At 36.3% G+C, this 19,689-nt stretch carries 22 protein-coding genes and 2 pseudogenes; 9 read left to right on the forward strand and 15 right to left on the reverse strand.

Annotated features, from left to right (window positions below; translation table 11 throughout):
* Window positions 1–49: 49 nt before the first annotated feature.
* The 3 genes and pseudogenes from QFZ72_RS16985 to QFZ72_RS29560 all read right to left on the reverse strand — a co-directional run bounded on the left by QFZ72_RS16985 (window position 50) and on the right by QFZ72_RS29560 (window position 1,553).
* The gene (locus tag QFZ72_RS16985) at window positions 50–640 is read right to left on the reverse strand and encodes a YdhK family protein (protein ID WP_307435442.1); all 591 of its coding nucleotides are present in this window, start codon (window positions 638–640) and stop codon (window positions 50–52) included.
* Between the two features lie 304 nt (window positions 641–944).
* Window positions 945–1,103 (reverse strand): annotated as a pseudogene (locus QFZ72_RS16990) (winged helix-turn-helix domain-containing protein); the annotation flags it as partial.
* Window positions 1,104–1,115: 12 nt separating this feature from the next.
* A complete protein-coding gene (locus QFZ72_RS29560; protein ID WP_373464703.1) occupies window positions 1,116–1,553 on the reverse strand; it encodes a response regulator transcription factor in 438 nt (145 codons plus the stop codon).
* Window positions 1,554–1,762: 209 nt separating this feature from the next.
* On the opposite strand from QFZ72_RS29560, the pseudogene QFZ72_RS16995 reads away from it, so the two are divergent.
* Window positions 1,763–2,086: pseudogene (locus tag QFZ72_RS16995) on the forward strand (four-helix bundle copper-binding protein).
* A 136-nt stretch (window positions 2,087–2,222) separates the two neighbouring features.
* On the opposite strand, the gene QFZ72_RS17000 reads toward QFZ72_RS16995, so the two are convergent.
* The 6 genes from QFZ72_RS17000 to QFZ72_RS17025 form a co-directional block, all read right to left on the reverse strand.
* On the reverse strand, window positions 2,223–2,669 hold the full coding sequence (locus tag QFZ72_RS17000; RefSeq protein WP_307435445.1) for a TVP38/TMEM64 family protein: 447 nt from the start codon (window positions 2,667–2,669) through the stop codon (window positions 2,223–2,225).
* Between the two features lie 461 nt (window positions 2,670–3,130).
* The gene (gene spoIIP, locus QFZ72_RS17005; protein ID WP_307435448.1) at window positions 3,131–4,300 is read right to left on the reverse strand and encodes a stage II sporulation protein P; all 1,170 of its coding nucleotides are present in this window, start codon (window positions 4,298–4,300) and stop codon (window positions 3,131–3,133) included.
* 298 nt (window positions 4,301–4,598) lie between these two features.
* Window positions 4,599–4,712 (reverse strand): NlpC/P60 family protein, encoded by a 114-nt coding sequence (locus tag QFZ72_RS17010; RefSeq protein ID WP_307439833.1) that lies wholly within the window; start codon window positions 4,710–4,712, stop codon window positions 4,599–4,601.
* Window positions 4,713–4,762: 50 nt separating this feature from the next.
* Entirely contained in the window at window positions 4,763–4,939 is a 177-nt protein-coding gene (locus QFZ72_RS17015; protein WP_307435450.1) for a C40 family peptidase, read from the reverse strand.
* 209 nt (window positions 4,940–5,148) lie between these two features.
* Window positions 5,149–6,072 carry a CobW family GTP-binding protein gene (locus tag QFZ72_RS17020; RefSeq protein WP_307435453.1) on the reverse strand — a complete coding sequence of 308 codons (924 nt, stop codon included), beginning with the start codon at window positions 6,070–6,072 and terminating at the stop codon, window positions 5,149–5,151.
* Between the two features lie 162 nt (window positions 6,073–6,234).
* Window positions 6,235–7,437: a GTP-binding protein gene (locus tag QFZ72_RS17025; RefSeq protein ID WP_307435455.1), complete on the reverse strand. Its 1,203-nt coding sequence runs from the start codon at window positions 7,435–7,437 to the stop codon at window positions 6,235–6,237.
* Between the two features lie 251 nt (window positions 7,438–7,688).
* Here QFZ72_RS17025 and QFZ72_RS17030 point away from each other — a divergent pair, with 251 nt between their 5' ends.
* Window positions 7,689–8,705 (forward strand): permease, encoded by a 1,017-nt coding sequence (locus QFZ72_RS17030; protein ID WP_307435457.1) that lies wholly within the window; start codon window positions 7,689–7,691, stop codon window positions 8,703–8,705.
* Between the two features lie 54 nt (window positions 8,706–8,759).
* Window positions 8,760–9,026: a DUF1980 domain-containing protein gene (locus QFZ72_RS29565; protein ID WP_373464601.1), complete on the forward strand. Its 267-nt coding sequence runs from the start codon at window positions 8,760–8,762 to the stop codon at window positions 9,024–9,026.
* Window positions 9,027–9,259: 233 nt separating this feature from the next.
* Here QFZ72_RS29565 and QFZ72_RS29570 read toward each other — a convergent pair whose 3' ends face one another.
* From QFZ72_RS29570 to QFZ72_RS17050, 5 genes are all read right to left on the reverse strand, one after another.
* Window positions 9,260–9,688 carry a Fur family transcriptional regulator gene (locus tag QFZ72_RS29570; RefSeq protein WP_373464602.1) on the reverse strand — a complete coding sequence of 143 codons (429 nt, stop codon included), beginning with the start codon at window positions 9,686–9,688 and terminating at the stop codon, window positions 9,260–9,262.
* Window positions 9,689–9,789: 101 nt separating this feature from the next.
* Complete coding sequence (locus QFZ72_RS17035) at window positions 9,790–10,542, reverse strand: MBL fold metallo-hydrolase (protein WP_307435458.1); 753 nt, start codon at window positions 10,540–10,542, stop codon at window positions 9,790–9,792.
* 96 nt (window positions 10,543–10,638) lie between these two features.
* The gene (gene sufU / locus QFZ72_RS17040) at window positions 10,639–11,085 is read right to left on the reverse strand and encodes a Fe-S cluster assembly sulfur transfer protein SufU (RefSeq protein WP_373464603.1); all 447 of its coding nucleotides are present in this window, start codon (window positions 11,083–11,085) and stop codon (window positions 10,639–10,641) included.
* A gap of 83 nt (window positions 11,086–11,168) precedes the next feature.
* Window positions 11,169–12,158, reverse strand: a complete 990-nt coding sequence (locus tag QFZ72_RS17045; protein ID WP_307435462.1) for a CobW family GTP-binding protein — start codon at window positions 12,156–12,158, stop codon at window positions 11,169–11,171.
* Between the two features lie 12 nt (window positions 12,159–12,170).
* Window positions 12,171–12,563, reverse strand: coding sequence for a (2Fe-2S) ferredoxin domain-containing protein (locus QFZ72_RS17050; protein ID WP_307435464.1), 393 nt, complete (start codon window positions 12,561–12,563; stop codon window positions 12,171–12,173).
* 337 nt (window positions 12,564–12,900) lie between these two features.
* Between QFZ72_RS17050 and QFZ72_RS17055 the strand changes: the two genes are divergently transcribed.
* From QFZ72_RS17055 to QFZ72_RS17080, 6 genes are all read left to right on the forward strand, one after another.
* The gene (locus QFZ72_RS17055; RefSeq protein WP_307435466.1) at window positions 12,901–13,857 is read left to right on the forward strand and encodes a CobW family GTP-binding protein; all 957 of its coding nucleotides are present in this window, start codon (window positions 12,901–12,903) and stop codon (window positions 13,855–13,857) included.
* A 234-nt stretch (window positions 13,858–14,091) separates the two neighbouring features.
* Window positions 14,092–15,123, forward strand: coding sequence for a metal ABC transporter substrate-binding protein (locus tag QFZ72_RS17060; protein WP_307435467.1), 1,032 nt, complete (start codon window positions 14,092–14,094; stop codon window positions 15,121–15,123).
* A 90-nt stretch (window positions 15,124–15,213) separates the two neighbouring features.
* A complete protein-coding gene (locus QFZ72_RS17065) occupies window positions 15,214–15,921 on the forward strand; it encodes a metal ABC transporter ATP-binding protein (RefSeq protein ID WP_307435469.1) in 708 nt (235 codons plus the stop codon).
* The gene (locus tag QFZ72_RS17070; RefSeq protein WP_307435471.1) at window positions 15,867–16,715 is read left to right on the forward strand and encodes a metal ABC transporter permease; all 849 of its coding nucleotides are present in this window, start codon (window positions 15,867–15,869) and stop codon (window positions 16,713–16,715) included. The genes QFZ72_RS17065 and QFZ72_RS17070 overlap by 55 nt, the downstream gene beginning before the upstream one ends.
* A 50-nt stretch (window positions 16,716–16,765) precedes the next feature.
* Window positions 16,766–17,341, forward strand: coding sequence for a dCTP deaminase (dcd, locus tag QFZ72_RS17075; RefSeq protein WP_307435474.1), 576 nt, complete (start codon window positions 16,766–16,768; stop codon window positions 17,339–17,341).
* 80 nt (window positions 17,342–17,421) lie between these two features.
* A complete protein-coding gene (locus QFZ72_RS17080; protein WP_307435478.1) occupies window positions 17,422–17,937 on the forward strand; it encodes a MogA/MoaB family molybdenum cofactor biosynthesis protein in 516 nt (171 codons plus the stop codon).
* A gap of 448 nt (window positions 17,938–18,385) precedes the next feature.
* On the opposite strand, the gene QFZ72_RS17085 is transcribed toward QFZ72_RS17080, so the two are convergent.
* Window positions 18,386–19,543 (reverse strand): FAD-dependent oxidoreductase, encoded by a 1,158-nt coding sequence (locus QFZ72_RS17085; RefSeq protein WP_307435481.1) that lies wholly within the window; start codon window positions 19,541–19,543, stop codon window positions 18,386–18,388.
* Between the last annotated feature and the right edge of the window lie 146 nt (window positions 19,544–19,689).

Genomic DNA, 19,689 nt, shown 5'->3' on the forward strand with positions numbered 1-19,689 from the left:
CTTATCCTATATTAGGAATAAGCTCTTTTAAAAATACATTGACTTAATTTTAGTCAGCCGGAGATAATTCGCTCTCAGTTACCCATTTATGGTTCTTAACTTCTTCTTTACCGGTTGTCGGTGTGAAATCAACCATATACACTGTCGTTTTCTCGGCTGAATCAATTTCAGCTGTAGCCCCATCCATACCTTCCATATGGCTTGCCTCTATTGTAGATTCTGCTCCTGGTTCGAAAGGCTCCTCATCTGCATCTTTAATCTCTTCATGAATGACCCACTTATGATCTTCCACTCTTTCTCCACCAGTTGTTGGAGTATATGAAATCGTATAAACAGTGGTATCATATGCACCAACAATTGTTGCTTCAGCACCCTTCATGCCTTCCATGTGATCTGATTCAATAATCGCTTTACTTCCAACTTCAAAAGTTGGATTTTCTGCTTCTTTCAAACCTTCTGGTACCTCTCCGGAACTGTCCATGTCCATATTACTATGATCCATGCCTTCCATGTTCTCTTTTTCTTCTGTGTTTTCTTTTTTTTCAGTGTTTTCATCATCATTTGAGCAGGCACCCAAAATTAAGAAAAGGGCTGCAAATAATGATAAGCTCATGGATTTATTCATTCTTTTTTTCAGCATGTTAAAATGTCCTCCTTTATAGTTTAATAAATATCATAACAATAAGATTTGCAGAAAGTGTGGAGTGCGCTCAGGTCAATACAAAAAAGAGCACTATACTCTGTTTCCCCATTTGATAACATAAATCCTCTCCAAATTAGGAAAGTACTAATTACTTCCTGATGCTATAACCCAATAATTATTCATATATTCACTGGCTATTCAAATAACCATGAACAACTATTAATAGGATCAAACAGCATTCTTTATAACAAATTAATTTTAAAAGCTCCCAATCGACCTCATACTATTTTTTATATTAGGATTATTCAATCCATTTATATCCGATTCCCCTTGCAGTCTTCAAGTGCTCGTCTACAGGAAACTGAACGCTTCGCAACTTTTCTCTTATATTCCTCATATGTGAATCAACCGTCCGAGTATCGGTATACTTGTATTCCCAGAATTGCATGATTAATTCCTCTCTAGAAAAAACTTAGTTAATATTCTGCAGAAAATTTACTATAATGAAATATTCCTTTTTAGTGGTATAGATTAATTCACCCTGATATTTAATTTCATACGATTTATCGTCTAATTCAAGGCCTTTAAATTTTAAAGCGGAATTTCTATATGTTCTTCTTAAAACTGTGTTTATTTTAGCCAATAGTAATTCAATATCATATGGTTTGCTAATAAAATCATCTACTCCTGAGTGATATGCATTCAAGATATCATTTTTATTCTTATTAGGAGATATTAAAAAGATAGGGACATTTGAAATCGATCTTGTTTTATGGCTAAATTCTGTTCCATATTGAGTTTCCTCTTTTACATCTAATAAAATAAGGTCTATGGCATCTTCATGAAGAAGCTCGGTTGTTTCAAGTAAATCCAGTGTTTGTTTAACACGAAACCCTTTCTTTACAAGAATCGGTAATAAGTGTTTTGATTATATGTTTCTTCTCCAATTAATAGAATTGAATTCAAAGAATCTCCCTTCCCTTCAATTCATTCATTAGCTTATTATGAATTGTAATTGTGCAGAATTAATGGAGTTTTTCATTAGGACCAATTTTAAGTTTTATATCTCTTTGAATGGGAAATATAGTAGGCGTAAGCGAATTAAAAGGAGATGTTAACATGCAGAACCATTATGAATGTATTAAAGCCTGTTTGGAATGTGTTGAGGCTTGTAATGTTTGTTTCGACAAATGCTTATCAGAAGAAGATGTAAACATGATGAAAGAATGCATTCGCCTTGATCGAGAATGTGCTGATATTTGTTCATTTGCAGCTTAAGCTATGATGAGAAACAGCGAATTTGCTCAACAAATATGCCAATTGTGTGCAGAGATTTGTGAAGCATGTGGGAATGAGTGTAAGAAACACGACCATGATCATTGTCAAAAATGTGCCGAAGCTTGTTATAAATGTGCCGAAGAATGCCGGAAAATGGCAGCGTAATAAATACTTGCAACTTCAAAAGCACCTGTTTATTCATTCAGGTGCTTGTTTTTATGGCACGTTTAATTAGATGTATCGATCAACTTTCTTAATGTGGGACCTTTTTAACAGAGGGTTCTCTTCTTTTTATAGGTCCTCACTTCATTTTCTTTATCTTTTTATAGCAAATAAAAATCCCATAACAAGCAGCTAAACTCAGGATTATTTTTCCTTGCACACTTACAGTTGTGACTTGATAAACAGCATAGGACTCCATAAGCATCGCTGGTAATTTACCTATTGTGCTCCCAAGGAAAAAAACAATTATAGAAACACTACCAATCGCAGAAAAAAAGGTAACAATTCCCGATGGAATAAAAGGCATAATTCGTAATGATAGGATCAGTAAAAATGCATCTTTGCCGTTAAGATGCATGAGTGAGTTAACACGGGGATGCCCTTTTAGCTTTTCATGATATATACGTTTAAATCCTTTACGATATAAATAAAAGGCAATTAAAGCACCTATTGTTTCACCAATAAAAGATATGATTGTTCCTTGCCAAAAACCAAAAAAAATAAGGTTAGCAGCTGTAACAAACACGCTCGGCACTACACCTGCAATTGAAACCATAATATTTATAAGGATACTTATTATAATTGCTATAGAGGAGTGGTTTTCAAAAATCTGAATTAATTCTTCTTGGATAAGATGTCACCTCAATATGTGTTAAACTATTAGTAGAGTTGTATTTGTTACTAATTCTATCCGTTTTTTTCTTGCTAATCCATATATTCTAGTACGTTTTGTGACTAATGCTCAACGGATAAATCACAACTAAAAAAGACCTAAACTGGTCTTTTTTAGTTAGTTATTCGTTAGATAACCGCATCTGGCCTCTTTAAATTTTTCTAGATAACTCTTCTTTGTATAAATAAGCTACTGAAAAGAAAAGGCCAGTAACGAAAAATGAAATGGTTATTGCAGAAACTCCTATACTTACTACACTAATTGTTGTGGTAAGAAAGGTCAATATAAGCCATTTAATTGATGAAGAAAGCTTTTTAACCATCTCCGTTTACCTCTTTAGCTTGACTTTCCCCCCAATAGATATCTGAAAAGACTTCTGAGAAAATATCAACACTTCGATCCAATTCATCGAAATCATTATCTACTCCGCCTATTTCAATAAGAATCGCTTTATCAGAAATACCTTGGTTGTATTCACCGTTGCCCATACTTTTTGGTTTTAGAAAAACACCCCGACTTAATCCAGGATACCTTTTTTCAATTTCATTATGAATCTTCTCTACAAACTTTAAGTTTTGTTCATAATTTTTATTTGCTTCCCCAACAACAAAATATAACTTTGCATATTCTTTTCCATTAATCGTTTTAGTAGTCATTTTCTTTCTAGCCGAATCACGGTGTATGTCAATGTAGTATTCTAATTCCTGAGTCTCATTCACACTTGCCTGAATAATGTCCCCAGACAACTTATAAGATTTTGTCGTGCTCCATTTTCTTTTAAGCAGTTCTTGGGTCATATTTGTTTGATCGTGTTTTACAGCAATACCTTCTTCCATCAGTTTATTCGATAGCCGGCTTCCCAGAGCAATAACATTCACCCTTTGATCATTACTAATTGCATCATTTGGAACCTTTGCGTTTTTTAATAAGGGAAGGAATGATTCCCAGCTGTGAGTTTGATAAATATATACGGGATTATTCTTGTCATTTACTTTTTTGTGTTCTTCAGATGAAGTTGTATCTTCTTCTCTCCCTTTTATTTTTTCCTCCACTATCTCTCTTTCCTTTAATAAAACTTCAGTGGGAGGAGAAGACTCAAATGGTAGAGTAGCCAAATTCGTACCTTCACCAGCAATTACAATTTTTGTGTCATAGAGAGTAAGTCCAGGTAATTCTCTTCCTAGGAATGTTCTAGCATCTTCTGGTACTACATTTGTTCCTAATTTAAAAAGAACCTTAGAGATATGGCTCATTGAGAACAAGTCCTTTTCATTTTCCTGAGGCTGATAAAAGTAATGATTTTCAGCTCTTAAAAAATGAGTATAAATATCTTCGGATTCCAATCCTTCCATTACACTTTGTATAAATCCAGTTTTATATTTCACCTCTGAGTTAACTAAAAACCCTATAAAAAAGAAAATAAGTATTATAGTAATTACTCCGCCAATAACGAAAGATATACCCTGATTTTTAAGTTCTTTCATGGACAACCTCCTTCACTAAACTATATGATAGAGTTTTAGAAAATATTAATAGAAGGAGGTATTCTTAGTTAGAAAGATAATCGGTCCTTTGTTAGTAAGTAAACTTTGAATTTAACTAGTAATATTTATTAAATACAAGGGAGATGCTTTTTCCTTTTTCAAGATAAAAAAAAGCAACACACAGTTTAAGATTAGATACAAAAATGCTAACCATCAATTGATAGTTAGCATTTAAAGGGAATTAGAAATTACTTCCTAATATATAATTCAATTTCGATAAAGCTAAATCTCGCCTATTTTAATATTTTTTAGCCCCTAAGTATCTCTCAGACCAATAGGAATTGTTCATTGAAGTAATACTTACACCTTTAGAAGAAGAACTATGAATGAATTGATTATTCCCTAAATATATACCTGCGTGAGAAGCCCCTGGCTTATATGTCTCAAAGAATACTAAATCTCCTACCTGAGGTAAGAAACCTTAACCCCCTGCTTATAAATATCTGCTACTGTTCTAGGAAGCTTTTTATCTTCACTTTCATTAAAAACATAATTTAAGTATCCACTACAATCAAACCCTTTTGGAGACATTCCGCCCCAAACATAGGGTACATTTAAATATTTTTTTGCAGTAGTCACGATATTGGACTTATTCTTTACAATTGGTTGACTTGCTTGCTTCCCTAAAGCTTTATATGCTGCTTATCATCTTTTTTGTAGGTTTCATGTTGCAACAGATGATGGATAAGTAACTTCTTTCTCCTTTCCACAGCCCTACGTAGCATTTCACTCATGAGAATTACCCCTTTGCTAAATGATCTAATCTAAGGAAAAGCCAACTGCTTTGCTCATGATTGTTCGAGTGCCAGTAGCCCCTGTTTTAGTTTGCCTTTATCCAAGCTATCTCCAATTAACACTATGTTAGATGGGAACTTGATTGACTGAGCAAACATATACGGAACTCCATATGAATATTGAATCAAATGTGTACGAGCATCGCCTTCAAAACGAACAAATCCTTTTATCCGATAAATGGTAGGTGTAATCGTTTCAAGCCATCGCTCGAATGACTCTCTGCGTATCACCCCTTGAAATTGATAGGTCATCGATTGAATATGTAGGTGATTGTGAACATGCAGCTTTTCTTGGTCTTGGTCATTTTTCTCTTCTCGGCTTGTCCTGATTTCAGTTAAAGGTATATCTGCAAAGGTGGTCGTGAAAAGCTTAGCCCTTGGATTTAGATCTGCTATTTCCGCCCGAATATCGGTTTGTTCCTCCTCTGACACAAAGTCTGCTTTATTTATTAAGATGTGGTCACCATACTTTACTTGCTCTTCTAATAATTTTTGAAGCTGATTGCTTAATCGTTTACGATCCATCCATCTTTTCGAGTCTACAACACTAATAATGGATTTCACATTTACGTGAGGTGCAATAACTGGTGATAAACACGCATCTAAAATTTCTATAGGATGAGCCACTCCTGTAGCTTCAATATAAATAACATCAGGCTCTTCTTGCTGATACAACATCAAAAGTTGAATCTCCACTTCATCCTTCATCGTACAGCAAATACAACCATTTAAAAGTTCCCTAAGGGTTACATCTGTGCCAATAATCCCTGTATCAACGGAGTACTCTCCTAGTTCATTCATCAATACAGCCACTTTACGTCCTTTTTCTTTCTCTTCTATTAATAAGTTCTTTAATAAAGTAGATTTGCCACTCCCTAAAAATCCAGCTAAGATATAGACTTCAACATTTTTCTGCATAATAACTCCTTCTTTCTCGTTTCTCTGGTTGAAAAATCAATATTCATATAAGTAAAGTCCAACTAGCTTTTATGGTAAACACAGTGGATGGTTAGAATATTGAGAATAGAAATTGCCCTACAATAAGCCGTAATAACACAAAAACCCTGTAAAGGGCTTTTGTTAATGTATGGAAGGAATATCCCATTCAAACGGATCCTCAAGCTTCTCCCAGTCTAAATTAAATTCTTCACTCGTTAGTAAACAAGCATCTAGCTGTTTCGTTACGTCGCCCTCATTCATATCAACGCCAATAAACACCATTTGGGTCATTCGATCTCCAAACTCAGGGTCCCAATTTCCTTCAATTTGAGGGTTTTCATTTAATATAGCTTCACGCTCTAAGTGTGGCAATGTTGCTACCCAGTAAGAAACCGGTTCGATTAAAATAGAAGGACCTGCTTGAGACACAGAAAGTGCGAACTCATTTCTTGTAGCACACCAAGCGATACCTTTCACCCGAACAACATTTTCTGAAAGAGAATGCATGAGTTGGTTGAATCGATTACTGTGAAAAGGAAGTCTTCTCTTATACACAAACGATGTAATGCCATACTCTTCGGTTTCCGGCTGATGCTCTTGGTGCCCAGCATTCAACTCTTTTATCCATCCAGCAGATTCATTGGCCTTTTCAAAGTCAAATAAACCCGTTTGAAGAATTTCACTTGGATGGATTTGCCCTTTCATTGTTCGAATGATTTGTGCTTCTGGCTGAAGCTTTCTTAAAACCTGTTCAAGCTTACTTATTGCTTCCTCACTAACAAGGTCACATTTGTTTAAGATAAGCACATCGCAAAACTCAATCTGATCCAATAATAAGTCAGCAATTTCACGATCATCCTCATCACTTAATGCTTCTTTTCGATCAATCAGACTATCTCCTGATCTAAAATCATGCCAAAAGCGATTGGCGTCTACGACTGTGACCATGGTATCTAACTTGCAAAAACGAGTAAGATCTATGCCCAGCTCCTCGTCTATGTAAGAAAAGGTTTGAGCCACCGGCACTGGTTCACTTATCCCGGTTGATTCAATGATGATGTAATCTATATTGCCGTCAAGAGCAAGCTTTTCAACCTCAACAAGCAGGTCTTCACGTAGCGTGCAGCAAATGCACCCGTTCGACATCTCCACTAATTTTTCTTCTGTTCTCTTCAGGCCTCCTCCTTGCTTAATCGTTTCGGCATCTATATTTATTTCGCTCATGTCATTAACTATGACTGCAACCCTTAACCCCTCCCGATTTTGAAGAATATGGTTTAGTATCGTAGTTTTTCCGGCCCCTAGATACCCGCTTAACACGGTTACAGGAATTTTTTTAGTCAAAGAAAACATCTCCTTAAATCGTAATGGTTACGATTTAAATATATGATAGATACACCAAAATGTAAAGCTAAACAAAATCATTCCTCGTCAAAGCCTAAAAATAAAGTCATGTTCTGAAAAACACCGCACAGAAAATTCGTTTTACCAATAATATTTCTATTTTCATTGAAATATAAGAATGAATTTTTGTAGACAGGCATACACTCCTAGGAATAAACCGTAATCATTTCGCATTAAAAGGAGTACTTCTTATGTCCGTTTCTTCACGAATGAAAGACCTGTTCTTATATACTTTATTCCTCTTCCTCATTTATTTGTTTTTCCTTGGAAACGAGAATATGCTTACCTCCTTACCATTTTCTTTCGATGAAGAGGCAAAATCCATCTTTATTGCATTCCTTACTATTTTAGTAGAGGCGCTTCCTTTTATTATTCTTGGAGCTTTTTTTTCATCCGTCATCCAGTTATTTGTTAGTGAGCAAATGATTTTAAGATCTATTCCAAAAAACCCCTTAGCTTCCATTATTGCATCTGTATGCATAGCTGCTCTTACTCCAATTTGTGAATGTGCCATTATTCCAGTTGTACGAAGATTAATTCATAAAGGAGTTCCTGTTCATGCAGGGGCTGTTCTCCTTACAGGAGCACCCATTTTGAACATCACTGTATTCACTTCCACTTATTATGCTTTTCCCAATCAGCCTGAAATCTATCTAGGAAGATTATTTTTGTGTTTGATAACAGCCCTCATTACTGGCTGGGTCATGTATCTAATTTTCTTTCGCTCTAACGTTCTAAGAGTGAAAAAAGACGACTTCATATCGACAAAAAAGATCAATGAAAATAAGAAAGGTCAATCGAAGTGGAAGGCAATTATTCATCATACTTCACATGAATTTTTCCAGGTGGGAAAATATTTTATTATCGGCGCTTTTTTGGCAAGTCTCGCTCAGTATTATCTGGCAGATTCTAAAGTGTTTAATGGTGTAGCGAATCCTCTTGCAGAGACAGGGTTTATGATGGGCCTCGCTTTCCTTATGTCCATTTGTTCCGAGGCAGATGCATTTATTGCAGCTTCTTTTTCCAACCTGGTCCGGCCAGAAGCTATTTTAGGGTTTTTAGTGTTTGGTCCCATTATGGATTTAAAAAACTTCCTTGCTATGTTCGCCTGTTTCAGACTACGATTTATCTTTTTTTACATCATAACTGTAACAGTCTCTATATTTGTTTTGTCTATTTCATTCGCAATATTTTTTATGGAGGGGTGACCTATAAAAAACAAGACACCGTTCTGGCAAACGAAGAATGAACTGCAAGGAATCTTGCTTATAGGATTAAGTCTGGTTCTTATGAAACTGCAAATAAAATCTCATCTATCTATATTATTGGATTCCTTCACATCACCTTTACTTTCAATTACAATGGGCTCGCTTTTTATCTTTGGATGTTTCAGGATAATAAATAGTGATATGAGTGGGGCGGATTGCGATTGTGATGTATGTGATACTTCTTCTAGTTCACTTAAAATGATTTTTCAATACTCGTTATTTCTAGTACCCATTATTCTTGCCCTAGTGATCGGTGCTTAGGACGTTTCCATTTTTTTAGATATTACATAAAAAAGCTGACCCTTTTTGTTGTTATCAGGTCAGTTTTTTTATGAACACTAATAGCAATTTTATGCCATTTATATGAGTTTCTTTTTAGTAGGAAGTTGGTCTCTCCTCGATAAACTCAACATAATTCTCTCTGTTATCATTTATTTGCTAGTTTAAGGTATTAAAAGCTGTATAAAGTAGACTGTTCAAAAAACACGAGTCTCCTACACACATGTTGGGCATAAACCGTATATTTCGAATTTATGATGATTTATTCTGTAATTAGTAAGAGTAGCGTCCAACATTTTCATTGGGCATACATCTATTTCGGTTGTCGTTAGGCATTCCGTACAAATAAATAAATGCTGATGGTTATAAAGATTATTTTTCAAATGAAATAGATGTTCTCCATTCCTAAACGTAATCTCTATGAGACCAATGTCTTTAAATAAATAGAGGTTTCGGTACACAGTATCAACACTAATATTTCCAATAAAAGTACGGAGATGTTCTGTTACAGACTTTGCTGAAACTAGTCGGTTTTTCTGCTCAATAAAATAAGAAAGGATCTTCAAGCGCTGCGGAGTACATTTATAACCATTTTCTTTTATATGTTTTAGATATACGTCTAGATTCAAGTTGTTCAGCTCCAATCGATTATCTCAATCTGAATGTTCATTCAATTGATTAATCTCTACTACTAAAGCCAACTATTACAGATGGTGGCAAGGAACGACTTTCACTATCTCGTGTGTTATTTTGTATTCTCCATTACTGGCACCCACACCCATGTTGAACCTTCCCTTTTAACACGTCCCACTCCTGGAAAAGGATAGTGACACACAAACAATAAAGCTTCCTTCTCTATTGCATCCTGCAAAAAACGTTTTCGTGTTTTTAACCCTAAATCAGGTGACATTTCTGCACGAATATGAGAAGGAAGATGCTGCAACGATAACGGATCATTTAAAATATCCGAAGCCACCAATAAATAGTTCCCGTCCGAATAGAGAGTTAAGGAAAGATGACCTGTTGTATGCCCAGGTGCAAGAAGAAGATGAACACCAGGAACTATCTCGATATCTGATGTAATTACGGTCATCTGGTTCCTTAAAGGCTCTAATTTTTTGAATTCCTTTGATTGAGGATTGCTTTCCCATAGGTCCCACTCATCTTTTCGTATGATATATTCTGCATTTGGAAAAGTCGGTGATCCGTCATACGAGAGGCCTCCAACATGGTCCATATGCCCATGAGTAATAATAACAATGTCGATATCCTCTGGATAGATCCCTTGTGTTTCTAACTGGCCAAGTAACTTCCCTGCTGTTGGTAGATGATCCTTTCCAAACCCTGCATCAATTAAAATGTTTTTGTCACCCGTATCTATAAGCATGAAATTTAGTGGAACATGAAAATCAGTCGGAATGTGATGAATGATGTCCTCCGGCGTATTCGCGAAAAAGAAGTCCTTGGTAACTGGGAAGGCTCCATCTGATAGTACCATTAACCTAAATGTTCCTAGTTGAAAAGGGAATATTGTAGAGCTCATGTTATATTCTTTGAAACCATTTATAGTCCATATTAAAATGTTTTTTATGAACTATACGGTATCGTATGCCTCCTGATCGTTTAAAATTTTGTCTAGTGCTTGCCAAGTCATTAACGCGCAATTGTGTCTTGCTTTTAATTGATGGACACCTTCAAGCGATAGACTATCACCTAGATCTACTCCGTCCACTACTTCTCCATGGACTATTAACTGCTCAAATGCTTTTCTAAAGATATAAATCTCTTTAAGAGTCCTGTTTTGTATAAGCTCAGTCATCATAGATGCAGATGCCATACTTATGCTGCACCCCTCACCCAAGAACGTTGCTTTTTTGACCAGATCGCAATCAAGATCTAAATATAACGTCATGACATCCCCACACGTAGGATTCTTATAATGGATACTCCGCACATTTTTTCCTGTTAACTCTTCGAAGTTTCTTTTATATCGATAATGATCCATGATAACTTGGCGGTACAGGTTATCTAGCATAATCATAAATCTCCTTTAACGAAATTAAATGGCTCTTCTGTTTGGATAGTATCGTTTTCGTTCTTCCAGGATATAGAGGTTAGGTTAGTTTAGGTTGCTATGCAATGTTTAAATTGCTGCTCAAGCGCCTCTTTGTCTAAATTTTTCCCGATAAAGACAAGTTCACTGATCCTCGTTTCATTATCTTTCCACTTACGATCCGGACTCCCTGAAAACAACATATGCAGACCTTGGAAAACCAATCGCTCTTCACTGTCCTGGATATATAAAATCCCCTTATAACGCAAGAGATCTTCTCCTTTCTCTCGAACAAGGTAGCTAATCCATCGATTTACTTTTTCAAAGTCTAGTGGTTTCTCTTCCCTAAAGGCAATCGATGACACCTTATCATCATGATGGTGATGGTGATGATCTTCCAAAAAATGAGGATCAATTTCAAGTTTACGGTTGAGATCGAATGTATGAATCCCTAGGATATCTTTTAGATCTATATTGCAATTTTGAGCATGCATTCTCTTAGCTGCTGGATTCATCTTGGAAATTCTTCGCTCTAAAAAGTTTAGATTATCTTCTGTTACTAAGTCTGTTTTATTTAAAATAATCACATCGGCAAATGCAATCTGCTCTTGTGCTTCATCATGACCATCTAAGTGCTTGGTGATGTGCTTACTGTCAACTACGGTGATTATACTGTCTACTTCAAATTTTTCAGATAGTAATTCATCCATAAAAAAGGTTTGAGCAACAGGTGCTGGATCAGCTAAACCCGTTGTTTCGATTAAAACTCGATTAAATTTTACGTTTCCTTGGTCCATTGAAAAAACTAGAGTCCGTAAGATTCGAATTAAATCTCCTCGTACTGTACAACAGATGCAGCCATTGTTCATTTCTAAGATTTCTTCATCGGCATCAACGACTAGTTGATTGTCTATCCCTACTTCTCCATACTCATTAACAATAACGGCAATTTTTTGATTATGCTTTTCAGTAAGGATCCGATTTAAAAGAGTTGTTTTCCCTGCACCTAAATATCCCGTTAATATAGTAACAGGTATTTTATTTGATTTGATCAACGTCATCACTTCCTTTATCTACAATATTTTCGATACTTTTTTAACTTTTTCTGTGTCTTTTGGAATCCCAGTGACAACTTCCTCTTCGCGATTAAAACCATGTCCATGAAATGTATGGCTTACTCTCTCTAGATAATCTTCATTGGCAAGAAGAGAATCAACAAATGGAGAGGCATCTTCAGGTTTCAAACCCTTATACCATGTTCCTTTTGGATAATCGATGACAACGCATTTATCATGGCATCTTCCATTGCAACGGGTCCGCGTTGTGTGGATGGTATCGTCCATCTCTCGTTCTGAGATTTCCTTTCGAATAGCTTGTGTTAGTTCTTCTGCTCCGACCTGATTACAACTGCTGCCATTGCAAATAAGGATATGATGCTTTGTATTGCTTAAATCCCATGTCGCCATATATGACTTCCCTCCATTAATAGGCCTCTTTTATTTTCGAAATGAAGACCTTTAATAAATTCATCTTGTTAAAGTTCAGATTAACATGTATCATTACTACAAATCGTAATAATTACGATTTATAATGTTATTTTATCTCTTCTTTTCTTTATTAGCAAATGCAAAAACATTCTCATGGAATAAAAAGCTATCCAATCTATAAGGTTATGTTAGGTCAAATAACGATAAATGTATGGTTCACGCGAAAAATTGAAGAATAGTCATCTTTTTTAAACATAGACATAAATCATTGGATTAAATCGTATTCATTACGAATTATTTATGAGGAGGAATGGAATTGAAAAAGGTATCCGTTTACGTGATAAATGGTTTTTTAGGCAGTGGGAAAACAACCATGTTGCTAAAGTTGGTAGAACAATATAAAAAAGAAAACAAGAAAGTGGCTATTATCTTAAATGAATTAGGGGCAGTTAATGTTGAAGGTCATTTGTTTAAGGGCCAGCAATTAATTGAGCTTTTAAATGGATGCATTTGCTGCACCATTCAAAATGATCTACACCAAACACTCCAATCTTTAATAATTCAGCATGAAAGCGAGCCCATTGATGTTTTGTTGATAGAAGGAACGGGAGTCGCCCATCCTCTTGAAATAGCAGAGGCATTTGCACCTGCTTCCATGAAAGAAGTGTTTGATTTGAAATCAATCATCGGCATAGTGGATGCCAGTCATTTTTTAAATTACCTAAGTATTTTTTCAAGTTCAAAAGAGATTCGAACTCTAATGAAGGAGCAAGTACTACATTCATCTATTGTTCTACTAAATAAAATAGACTGTGTGGATGACGTGCTCCTCCCTAAAATTCACAAGAAAGTTGATTCGTTAAAAAAGAATGAGGTTCCCGTATTGATGACTTCCTATGGTGACACCGATTTTAGGGAGATCTTGAAAAATCGCTTTGAACCTAAAAATTCAAGGCCCCCAACAACAGCCAATGATCATCACCATGAGCCTGAGTCGCATCACAGTACCATAAAGACAATAAAAATGGAAAAAGTGCCCGTGATGGACAAGCAGCTATTAACCAAGTGGCTAAACAATCTACCGAAAGACGTAATTCGTGTCAAAGGCCTCGTACAATTCAAGGGGGATTCACATCTTACACACATCCAGTATGCAGATAAGCTGGTACGTTATACATCAACAGAGAAAAGTGATCAGAGACAACCTATTTTAGTATTGATTGGAAAAGATTTGACCAAAGATCTGTTTCTTTCATTCCCCAATGATTTCTAACGTGAAGAGTAACAATCTAGTTTTATAAAAAGATTTTATAAAAAGAATGTTACCATTTTAGCCGATCTATCGTTCTAAACGATAGATTTTTTTATTACCCTATGCCAAGATTCCCCTTGTTCTTTTTAAAATTAAGTGGTAAATTATCAATGGTTATCCTTAAATCGTAATTATTACGATTTGTAAAATATCAGGGAGTACACATATTTAAATGGATAGAAATGAGGAGAAAATATGAATCGATTAAACGTAAAAGCAATGTTAGTAGCCATGGCTTGTTTTACAGTCATGGTGGGATGTAGCAATAAAGAGGATGTTACGTCAGGCCAAAATGAAGAAGCCACAAAATCAGAGGAGAAACTACATGTCGTCACGACCTTTTATCCTATGTATGAGTTTACTAAAAACATTACTAAAGATAAGGCTCAAGTGGACCTCTTAATCCCTTCCAATATTGAACCACATGATTGGGAACCTACTCCGAAAGATATGGCTGCCATTCAAAAGGCCGATCTACTGGTTTATAACAGTCCTTTTATGGAAACCTGGATTTCCTCTATCCAAGAAAGTTTGGATGAAGAACAACCCCTGTTTGTCGAAGCGAGTGAGGGAATCAATTTAATGAAAGGTACCGAACACGATCACCATGATGAAGATGGCCATCATCATGACGAGGAGTCAGAGCACGATGATCAGGAGGCTGACCATCATGACGAGGATGAAAATCATGAAGAAGACAGTGAACAAATGGATCCACACGTCTGGTTAAGCCCTGTCCTTGCTCAAAAAGAGGTACAAACGATTACAGAATCTATAGTAAAACAAGACCCAAAAAACAAGGAATTTTATGAAAGAAATAGTAAAGAGTATATTCAACAATTGAAAGAACTAAATGAACTTTTCCGAACAACACTGCAAAATGCTTCTAGCAAGGAAATGATTACCCAACATGCTGCCTTCGGGTATTTAGCAAAAGAGTATGGCCTAACACAGGTACCAATCGCTGGGTTATCTCCATCAGAAGAGCCAAGTCCATCTAAACTTGCTGAACTCAAGGAATTTGCTAAGGAGCATCAGATAAACGTGATTTACTTTGAAGAAACAACTTCTCCTAAAGTAGCTCAAACATTAGCTGGGGAATTAGGAGCTGAAACCGAAGTGTTAAATACATTAGAGGGTTTAAGCAAAGAAGATCAGGAGAAAGGGCTCAGTTATATTGAAGTGATGAAGAATAACTTAAAGTCCCTTGAAAAGTCGTTTAAATAAATTGAAGTAGAATTAATGAACTTTAAAAAGTGTGCGTCCAATTTTATTTAAGGTCCACACTTTTTAATCATTTCAGAGAGGAATAAAAAAGTGAAACTTGTTTCTTTGTCTAATGTCGTTTTTGGATATTCCCATACTCCATCATTAAACGGAGTGTCCTTTGAAATTCAAAGTGGTGAATTTGTTGGCGTTACCGGTCCTAATGGAGCGTCCAAATCAACATTGCTACGAGTCATGCTAGGTTTACTAAAACCTTGGGAAGGAACGGTAACACTAAGTAAAAATAATGCCGAAGGAAAACGCCTTTCTATTGGGTACGTCCCCCAACAAATTGCCTCTTTTAACACGGGTTTTCCAAGTACAGTTTTGGAACTTGTGCGTTCAGGAAGATTTACTAAGTATAAATGGTTTAAAAGATTAAACCGTGAAGATGAAGAAAAGATAGAAAATGCCTTGAAAATGGTGGGGATGTGGGAATTTCGTCATCATAAAATTGGTGCTTTATCTGGAGGCCAAAAGCAAAAAATAATTATTGCCAGAGTCCTTGCTGCCGATCCGGATTTATTGGTGTTAGATGAACCGACAACTGGAATGGATTCAGAGAGCAGAAAAGGGTTTTATGACTTTATGTCCCACCAGGTGAAAACACATAGTAGGACCGTTGTGATGGTCACACATGAACAGAATGAAGCACAGAAATATTTAGATAAAATGATTCGCTTAGAGAGGGGTGAAAAAGGTGGATGGAAATGTTTAACTTGGAATTCATGCAGCGAGCATTTTGGGCAGGCGGATTAATCGCCATTCTTGCGCCTATATTAGGCGTATACCTCGTATTAAGAAGACAAGCCTTAATGGCGGATACGTTGTCCCATATATCTCTGGCTGGCGTAGCCATTGGTTTTTTTATTCATACAGATATTACCCTATCAAGCATTCTTGTTGTAATAGCAGGAGCAATAGGTATTGAATACATGAGGCGTGCCTATCAAAGCTATTCAGAGGTTTCAATTGCGATTTTAATGGCAGCAGGTCTATCCTTCGCCTTATTCTTACTTAGTATAAGTGAAGGTGGAATGACACCCAGCATTGAGCAGTATTTATTTGGATCAATTGTCACGATCAGTTGGGAACAACTTTATGTAATGGGTGGAGTCACCGCACTAACACTCCTTTACTTCTTTATGTTAAAGAGGCCATTATACTTAATGACATTCGATGAAGATACAGCTTTTACAAGTGGCATCAATACAAATCTATTGTCCCTATCCTTTAGTATTTTAGTTGGTTTAGCTATTTCAGTCATTATACCAACGATTGGCGTACTTTTGGTTTCAGCTCTATTGGTTTTGCCGGCTGCTTTTGCAATCAGATTCGCAAAAGGGTTTCTAGTAGTTATTTTGACCGCTATTCTAATTGCCATGTTTAGCATCTTTTCGGGGTTAGCCTCTTCCTATACCTTAGGCACTCCCCCAGGCGCTACCATTACTTTATTATTGGTCATCATCTTATTTATTGGGTTTGTCAGTCAGAAGGTAATACTAACTTTCAATAGAAAAATGAAGCGCAGAATGCGCCAGCAAAGCTTGTAAGTATCCGTTACAGATAATTGTAGAAAATAGCGATCCGGAGGTACACGGTTATGATCCTGTCTAGTAAAACGATCTTAAAGAAAATAAAAGAAAAAGAGATTATGATTGAACCACTTCTATCATCCCAGCTTCAACCAGCTTCTATTGATTTACGTATAGGAGGTCACTTTTTGGCCATCGATGAGCATTCTACCCCTCTCATTTCGCTGGACAAACCACCTATGTATAAAGAAATTTGCAAAGAGCAGATTATTATACCGCCTAAAGCCTTCGTGTTAGGAACAACCATTGAATATATTCGCTTACCTGCTACTATGACAGCCTTTGTAGAAGGAAGAAGTTCGATTGGAAGGTTAGGGTTGTTTATTCAAAACGCTGGATGGGTTGATCCTGGTTTTGAAGGACACATCACTTTAGAACTTTACAACGCGAACTGTGTGCCCATTGAGTTAAAGGCAGGAAGGCGCTTGTGCCAATTAATATTAGCTTCCTTGGATCAAGAAAGTACCCCCTATAATGGCAAATACAATGGGCAAAATAAAGCAACGGAAAGCAAAATTTATCTTGATGAGGACGCAGAAGAATTGAGTCAAAAGAGGAACAAGAAATTTAAAGAATTCGATTAATTGAATAGCTAATAATTCCACTTCTACTGTGTTAAACATTGTTTGGCAAATTTATATCTCTAAAGAAAAGAGGAACTAAAATGAGTGTGAAGCAACATAAAGAAGAAGCACCTAAAAACGTGAACTGTAAGGTTATCACAGTTAGTGACACTCGCTCAAAAGAGACAGATAAAAGTGGCAGCTTAATTATCGAGATGTTGCAAGAATCCTCACATTCTATTCTTGATTATCAAATTGTGATAGATGACTTTGCAGAAATCTATAAAGCAATCATGACAGGATGTTTAAACAACGAAATTGATGTTATTTTGTTGAATGGAGGGACAGGTATAGCAAAACGTGACGTTACAGTTGAGGTTATCCAGAGTTTAGTAGAAAAACAGCTGCCAGGATTTGGTGAAATCTTCCGTATGTTGAGTTATTTAGAAGATATTGGATCTGCATCCATTTTAAGCAGAGCAACTGCAGGTGTGGCTAATGATACAGCTGTTTTTTCGATGCCAGGATCGAGTGGCGCAGTAAAACTAGCCATGGAAAAGATCATAATTCCTGAGATGTCTCATGTAGTAAGGGAGATACGGAAGGATTTAAGATAGAAGGATTAGGAGAGTGCATTTAATTGAACGAGTGTATGATGAACATTTTTAAACCAACTATATAAAAATTCATCAACACCGACACAGTGCAGCAAGCAGTGAATTAAAAATGCATACTTAATTGCCCTTGGTGATAAGAACGCATGTACTCTTCCTGATATTGGTTCCTAGCTTTGAAATTCTATGATTATCAACTTTCACACATCAAAGGATTATAAGAAATCAAAGAGCATATTATGAATAATTCACTTTCCAAAATGGTATAGTAATTTCATAAAGGCACCCCAAAAATTTGGTGTTTTGAGATTATATCCTTGGTAGCCAGGGTTCCCCTGGCTTTTTTATTTTTTTATTAACAAAGGCTGAACATCTAGTTCTAATTACAGTACAGTCAAGCTACCTCCCAATTGTTTCACACCAAATATCACATTTGATATTTTTTCACCTTTTAAATGCCTGATAAGATTTGTGCTGCAGCCTGTCTCGCCCCAGAAATATTCCTGGCAATTGGGCCAATTTGAAGCTCAGCTAAAGCACCGGTTACGTACAAACCTTCAGCCCATTTAAGACCGTCTGTTACAATCGGATAACCGCAATCGGCACATCTCAGTCGTTCTCTTTTCATTAGGGGGGCAATCCATTCTTGTCCTGGCGTTGTAGGCTGAAAACCAGTTGCCAGCACAACTGATTGAGCATAAATCTCTTTACCGTCTTTAGTAATTAATAATGTTCCATCTTCAATTTGCTTATAAGCTGTAATTTCTTCCTCTACCCAGTCAATATGCCCGCGTCTTTTTAAATGATGAAGTTTCATGTGAAGATCTTGAGTAATTGATCCTCGATGTCTGGCATTCATAATCTTCAAGCGTCGGCTTGAATAATCTGGATCATCCCTAAATGAACGTTGCTTCTTCGGTCCAAGCCAACCTGGATCACTATCAAACAGTTTGACTCTGAAAGGGTGCCTTTTTACCATGGTTACTTCACCAGGAAATATGTTTGCCATTTTATTGACGAGATGAGCTGCTGTCATCCCTCCCCCAATGATTACAATTGGGCCAGATAGTGCTTCAATATTAAAATCATCCTCAAATACATGATAAATGTCAAAGGAATCGTCTTTTAGCGTTATAGCCCAATCAGGCCAATGAGGCTGCTCTCCAACCCCAATAGCAATGACAATATTTTTGGTTGTGATCATGTTTCCGTTTCCATAATCGACTTCCCAACCTTGACCTATTTTTTGAACCTCTTTAACACGTCCTTGAATCCAACATTCTTTCATATTTAGATCGTTGTATAAGAGATCACAATGTTGCTTAAATACAGCCAATGATGGTCTTTTAAACCGTCCATAAAACGATTCACCTTGAATCTGTTTGGCAAACCGCTCGAGACCGAACGGATTTATTTCAATATGATGAACAGATGGAGATCTCAAAAATGGCATTGATATCGCTTGAGTACACCTTTCCCAGTTTTCAAGAGGGCCAGAATGGGGGTCAATGATGCGTAGCTTATCAGATGACGTTTTATTGCTCTGAAGGAGGAAGGTAGCCATTGTAACTCCTTGCACTCCCCCTCCAATAATGGTCCATTCATACATAGAGTTCACTCCTAACATACATCTTATTTATTTCTTTCCTTTTTATTACCTTTTTTTCAGGAACTGGACCGATCCTCTAGCTCTTATGAACAGAATCCTCCTAAAAAGGGATGAAGCATTTTTATTTTATGGTTCATCCACATGAC

Origin of the sequence: Bacillus sp. V2I10 (genome assembly GCF_030817055.1) — a bacterium.
Lineage (GTDB): Bacteria > Bacillota > Bacilli > Bacillales > Bacillaceae > Bacillus_P.

What these genes read in the sequence shown, in the direction of transcription:
- QFZ72_RS17080 (WP_307435478.1), top strand. Translation starts at nt 17,422, where the DNA reads ATGAGTGTGAAGCAACATAAAGAAGAAGCACCTAAAAACGTGAACTGT.
- sufU (WP_373464603.1), bottom strand. Translation starts at nt 11,085, where the DNA reads ATGATTATGCTAGATAACCTGTACCGCCAAGTTATCATGGATCATTAT.
- QFZ72_RS17035 (WP_307435458.1), bottom strand. Translation starts at nt 10,542, where the DNA reads ATGGTACTATCAGATGGAGCCTTCCCAGTTACCAAGGACTTCTTTTTC.
- QFZ72_RS17060 (WP_307435467.1), top strand. Translation starts at nt 14,092, where the DNA reads ATGAATCGATTAAACGTAAAAGCAATGTTAGTAGCCATGGCTTGTTTT.
- dcd (WP_307435474.1), top strand. Translation starts at nt 16,766, where the DNA reads ATGATCCTGTCTAGTAAAACGATCTTAAAGAAAATAAAAGAAAAAGAG.
- QFZ72_RS17045 (WP_307435462.1), bottom strand. Translation starts at nt 12,158, where the DNA reads ATGACGTTGATCAAATCAAATAAAATACCTGTTACTATATTAACGGGA.
- QFZ72_RS17085 (WP_307435481.1), bottom strand. Translation starts at nt 19,543, where the DNA reads ATGTATGAATGGACCATTATTGGAGGGGGAGTGCAAGGAGTTACAATG.
- QFZ72_RS17030 (WP_307435457.1), top strand. Translation starts at nt 7,689, where the DNA reads ATGTCCGTTTCTTCACGAATGAAAGACCTGTTCTTATATACTTTATTC.
- QFZ72_RS17070 (WP_307435471.1), top strand. Translation starts at nt 15,867, where the DNA reads ATGGAAATGTTTAACTTGGAATTCATGCAGCGAGCATTTTGGGCAGGC.
- QFZ72_RS17020 (WP_307435453.1), bottom strand. Translation starts at nt 6,072, where the DNA reads ATGCAGAAAAATGTTGAAGTCTATATCTTAGCTGGATTTTTAGGGAGT.
- spoIIP (WP_307435448.1), bottom strand. Translation starts at nt 4,300, where the DNA reads ATGAAAGAACTTAAAAATCAGGGTATATCTTTCGTTATTGGCGGAGTA.
- QFZ72_RS17050 (WP_307435464.1), bottom strand. Translation starts at nt 12,563, where the DNA reads ATGGCGACATGGGATTTAAGCAATACAAAGCATCATATCCTTATTTGC.
- QFZ72_RS16985 (WP_307435442.1), bottom strand. Translation starts at nt 640, where the DNA reads ATGCTGAAAAAAAGAATGAATAAATCCATGAGCTTATCATTATTTGCA.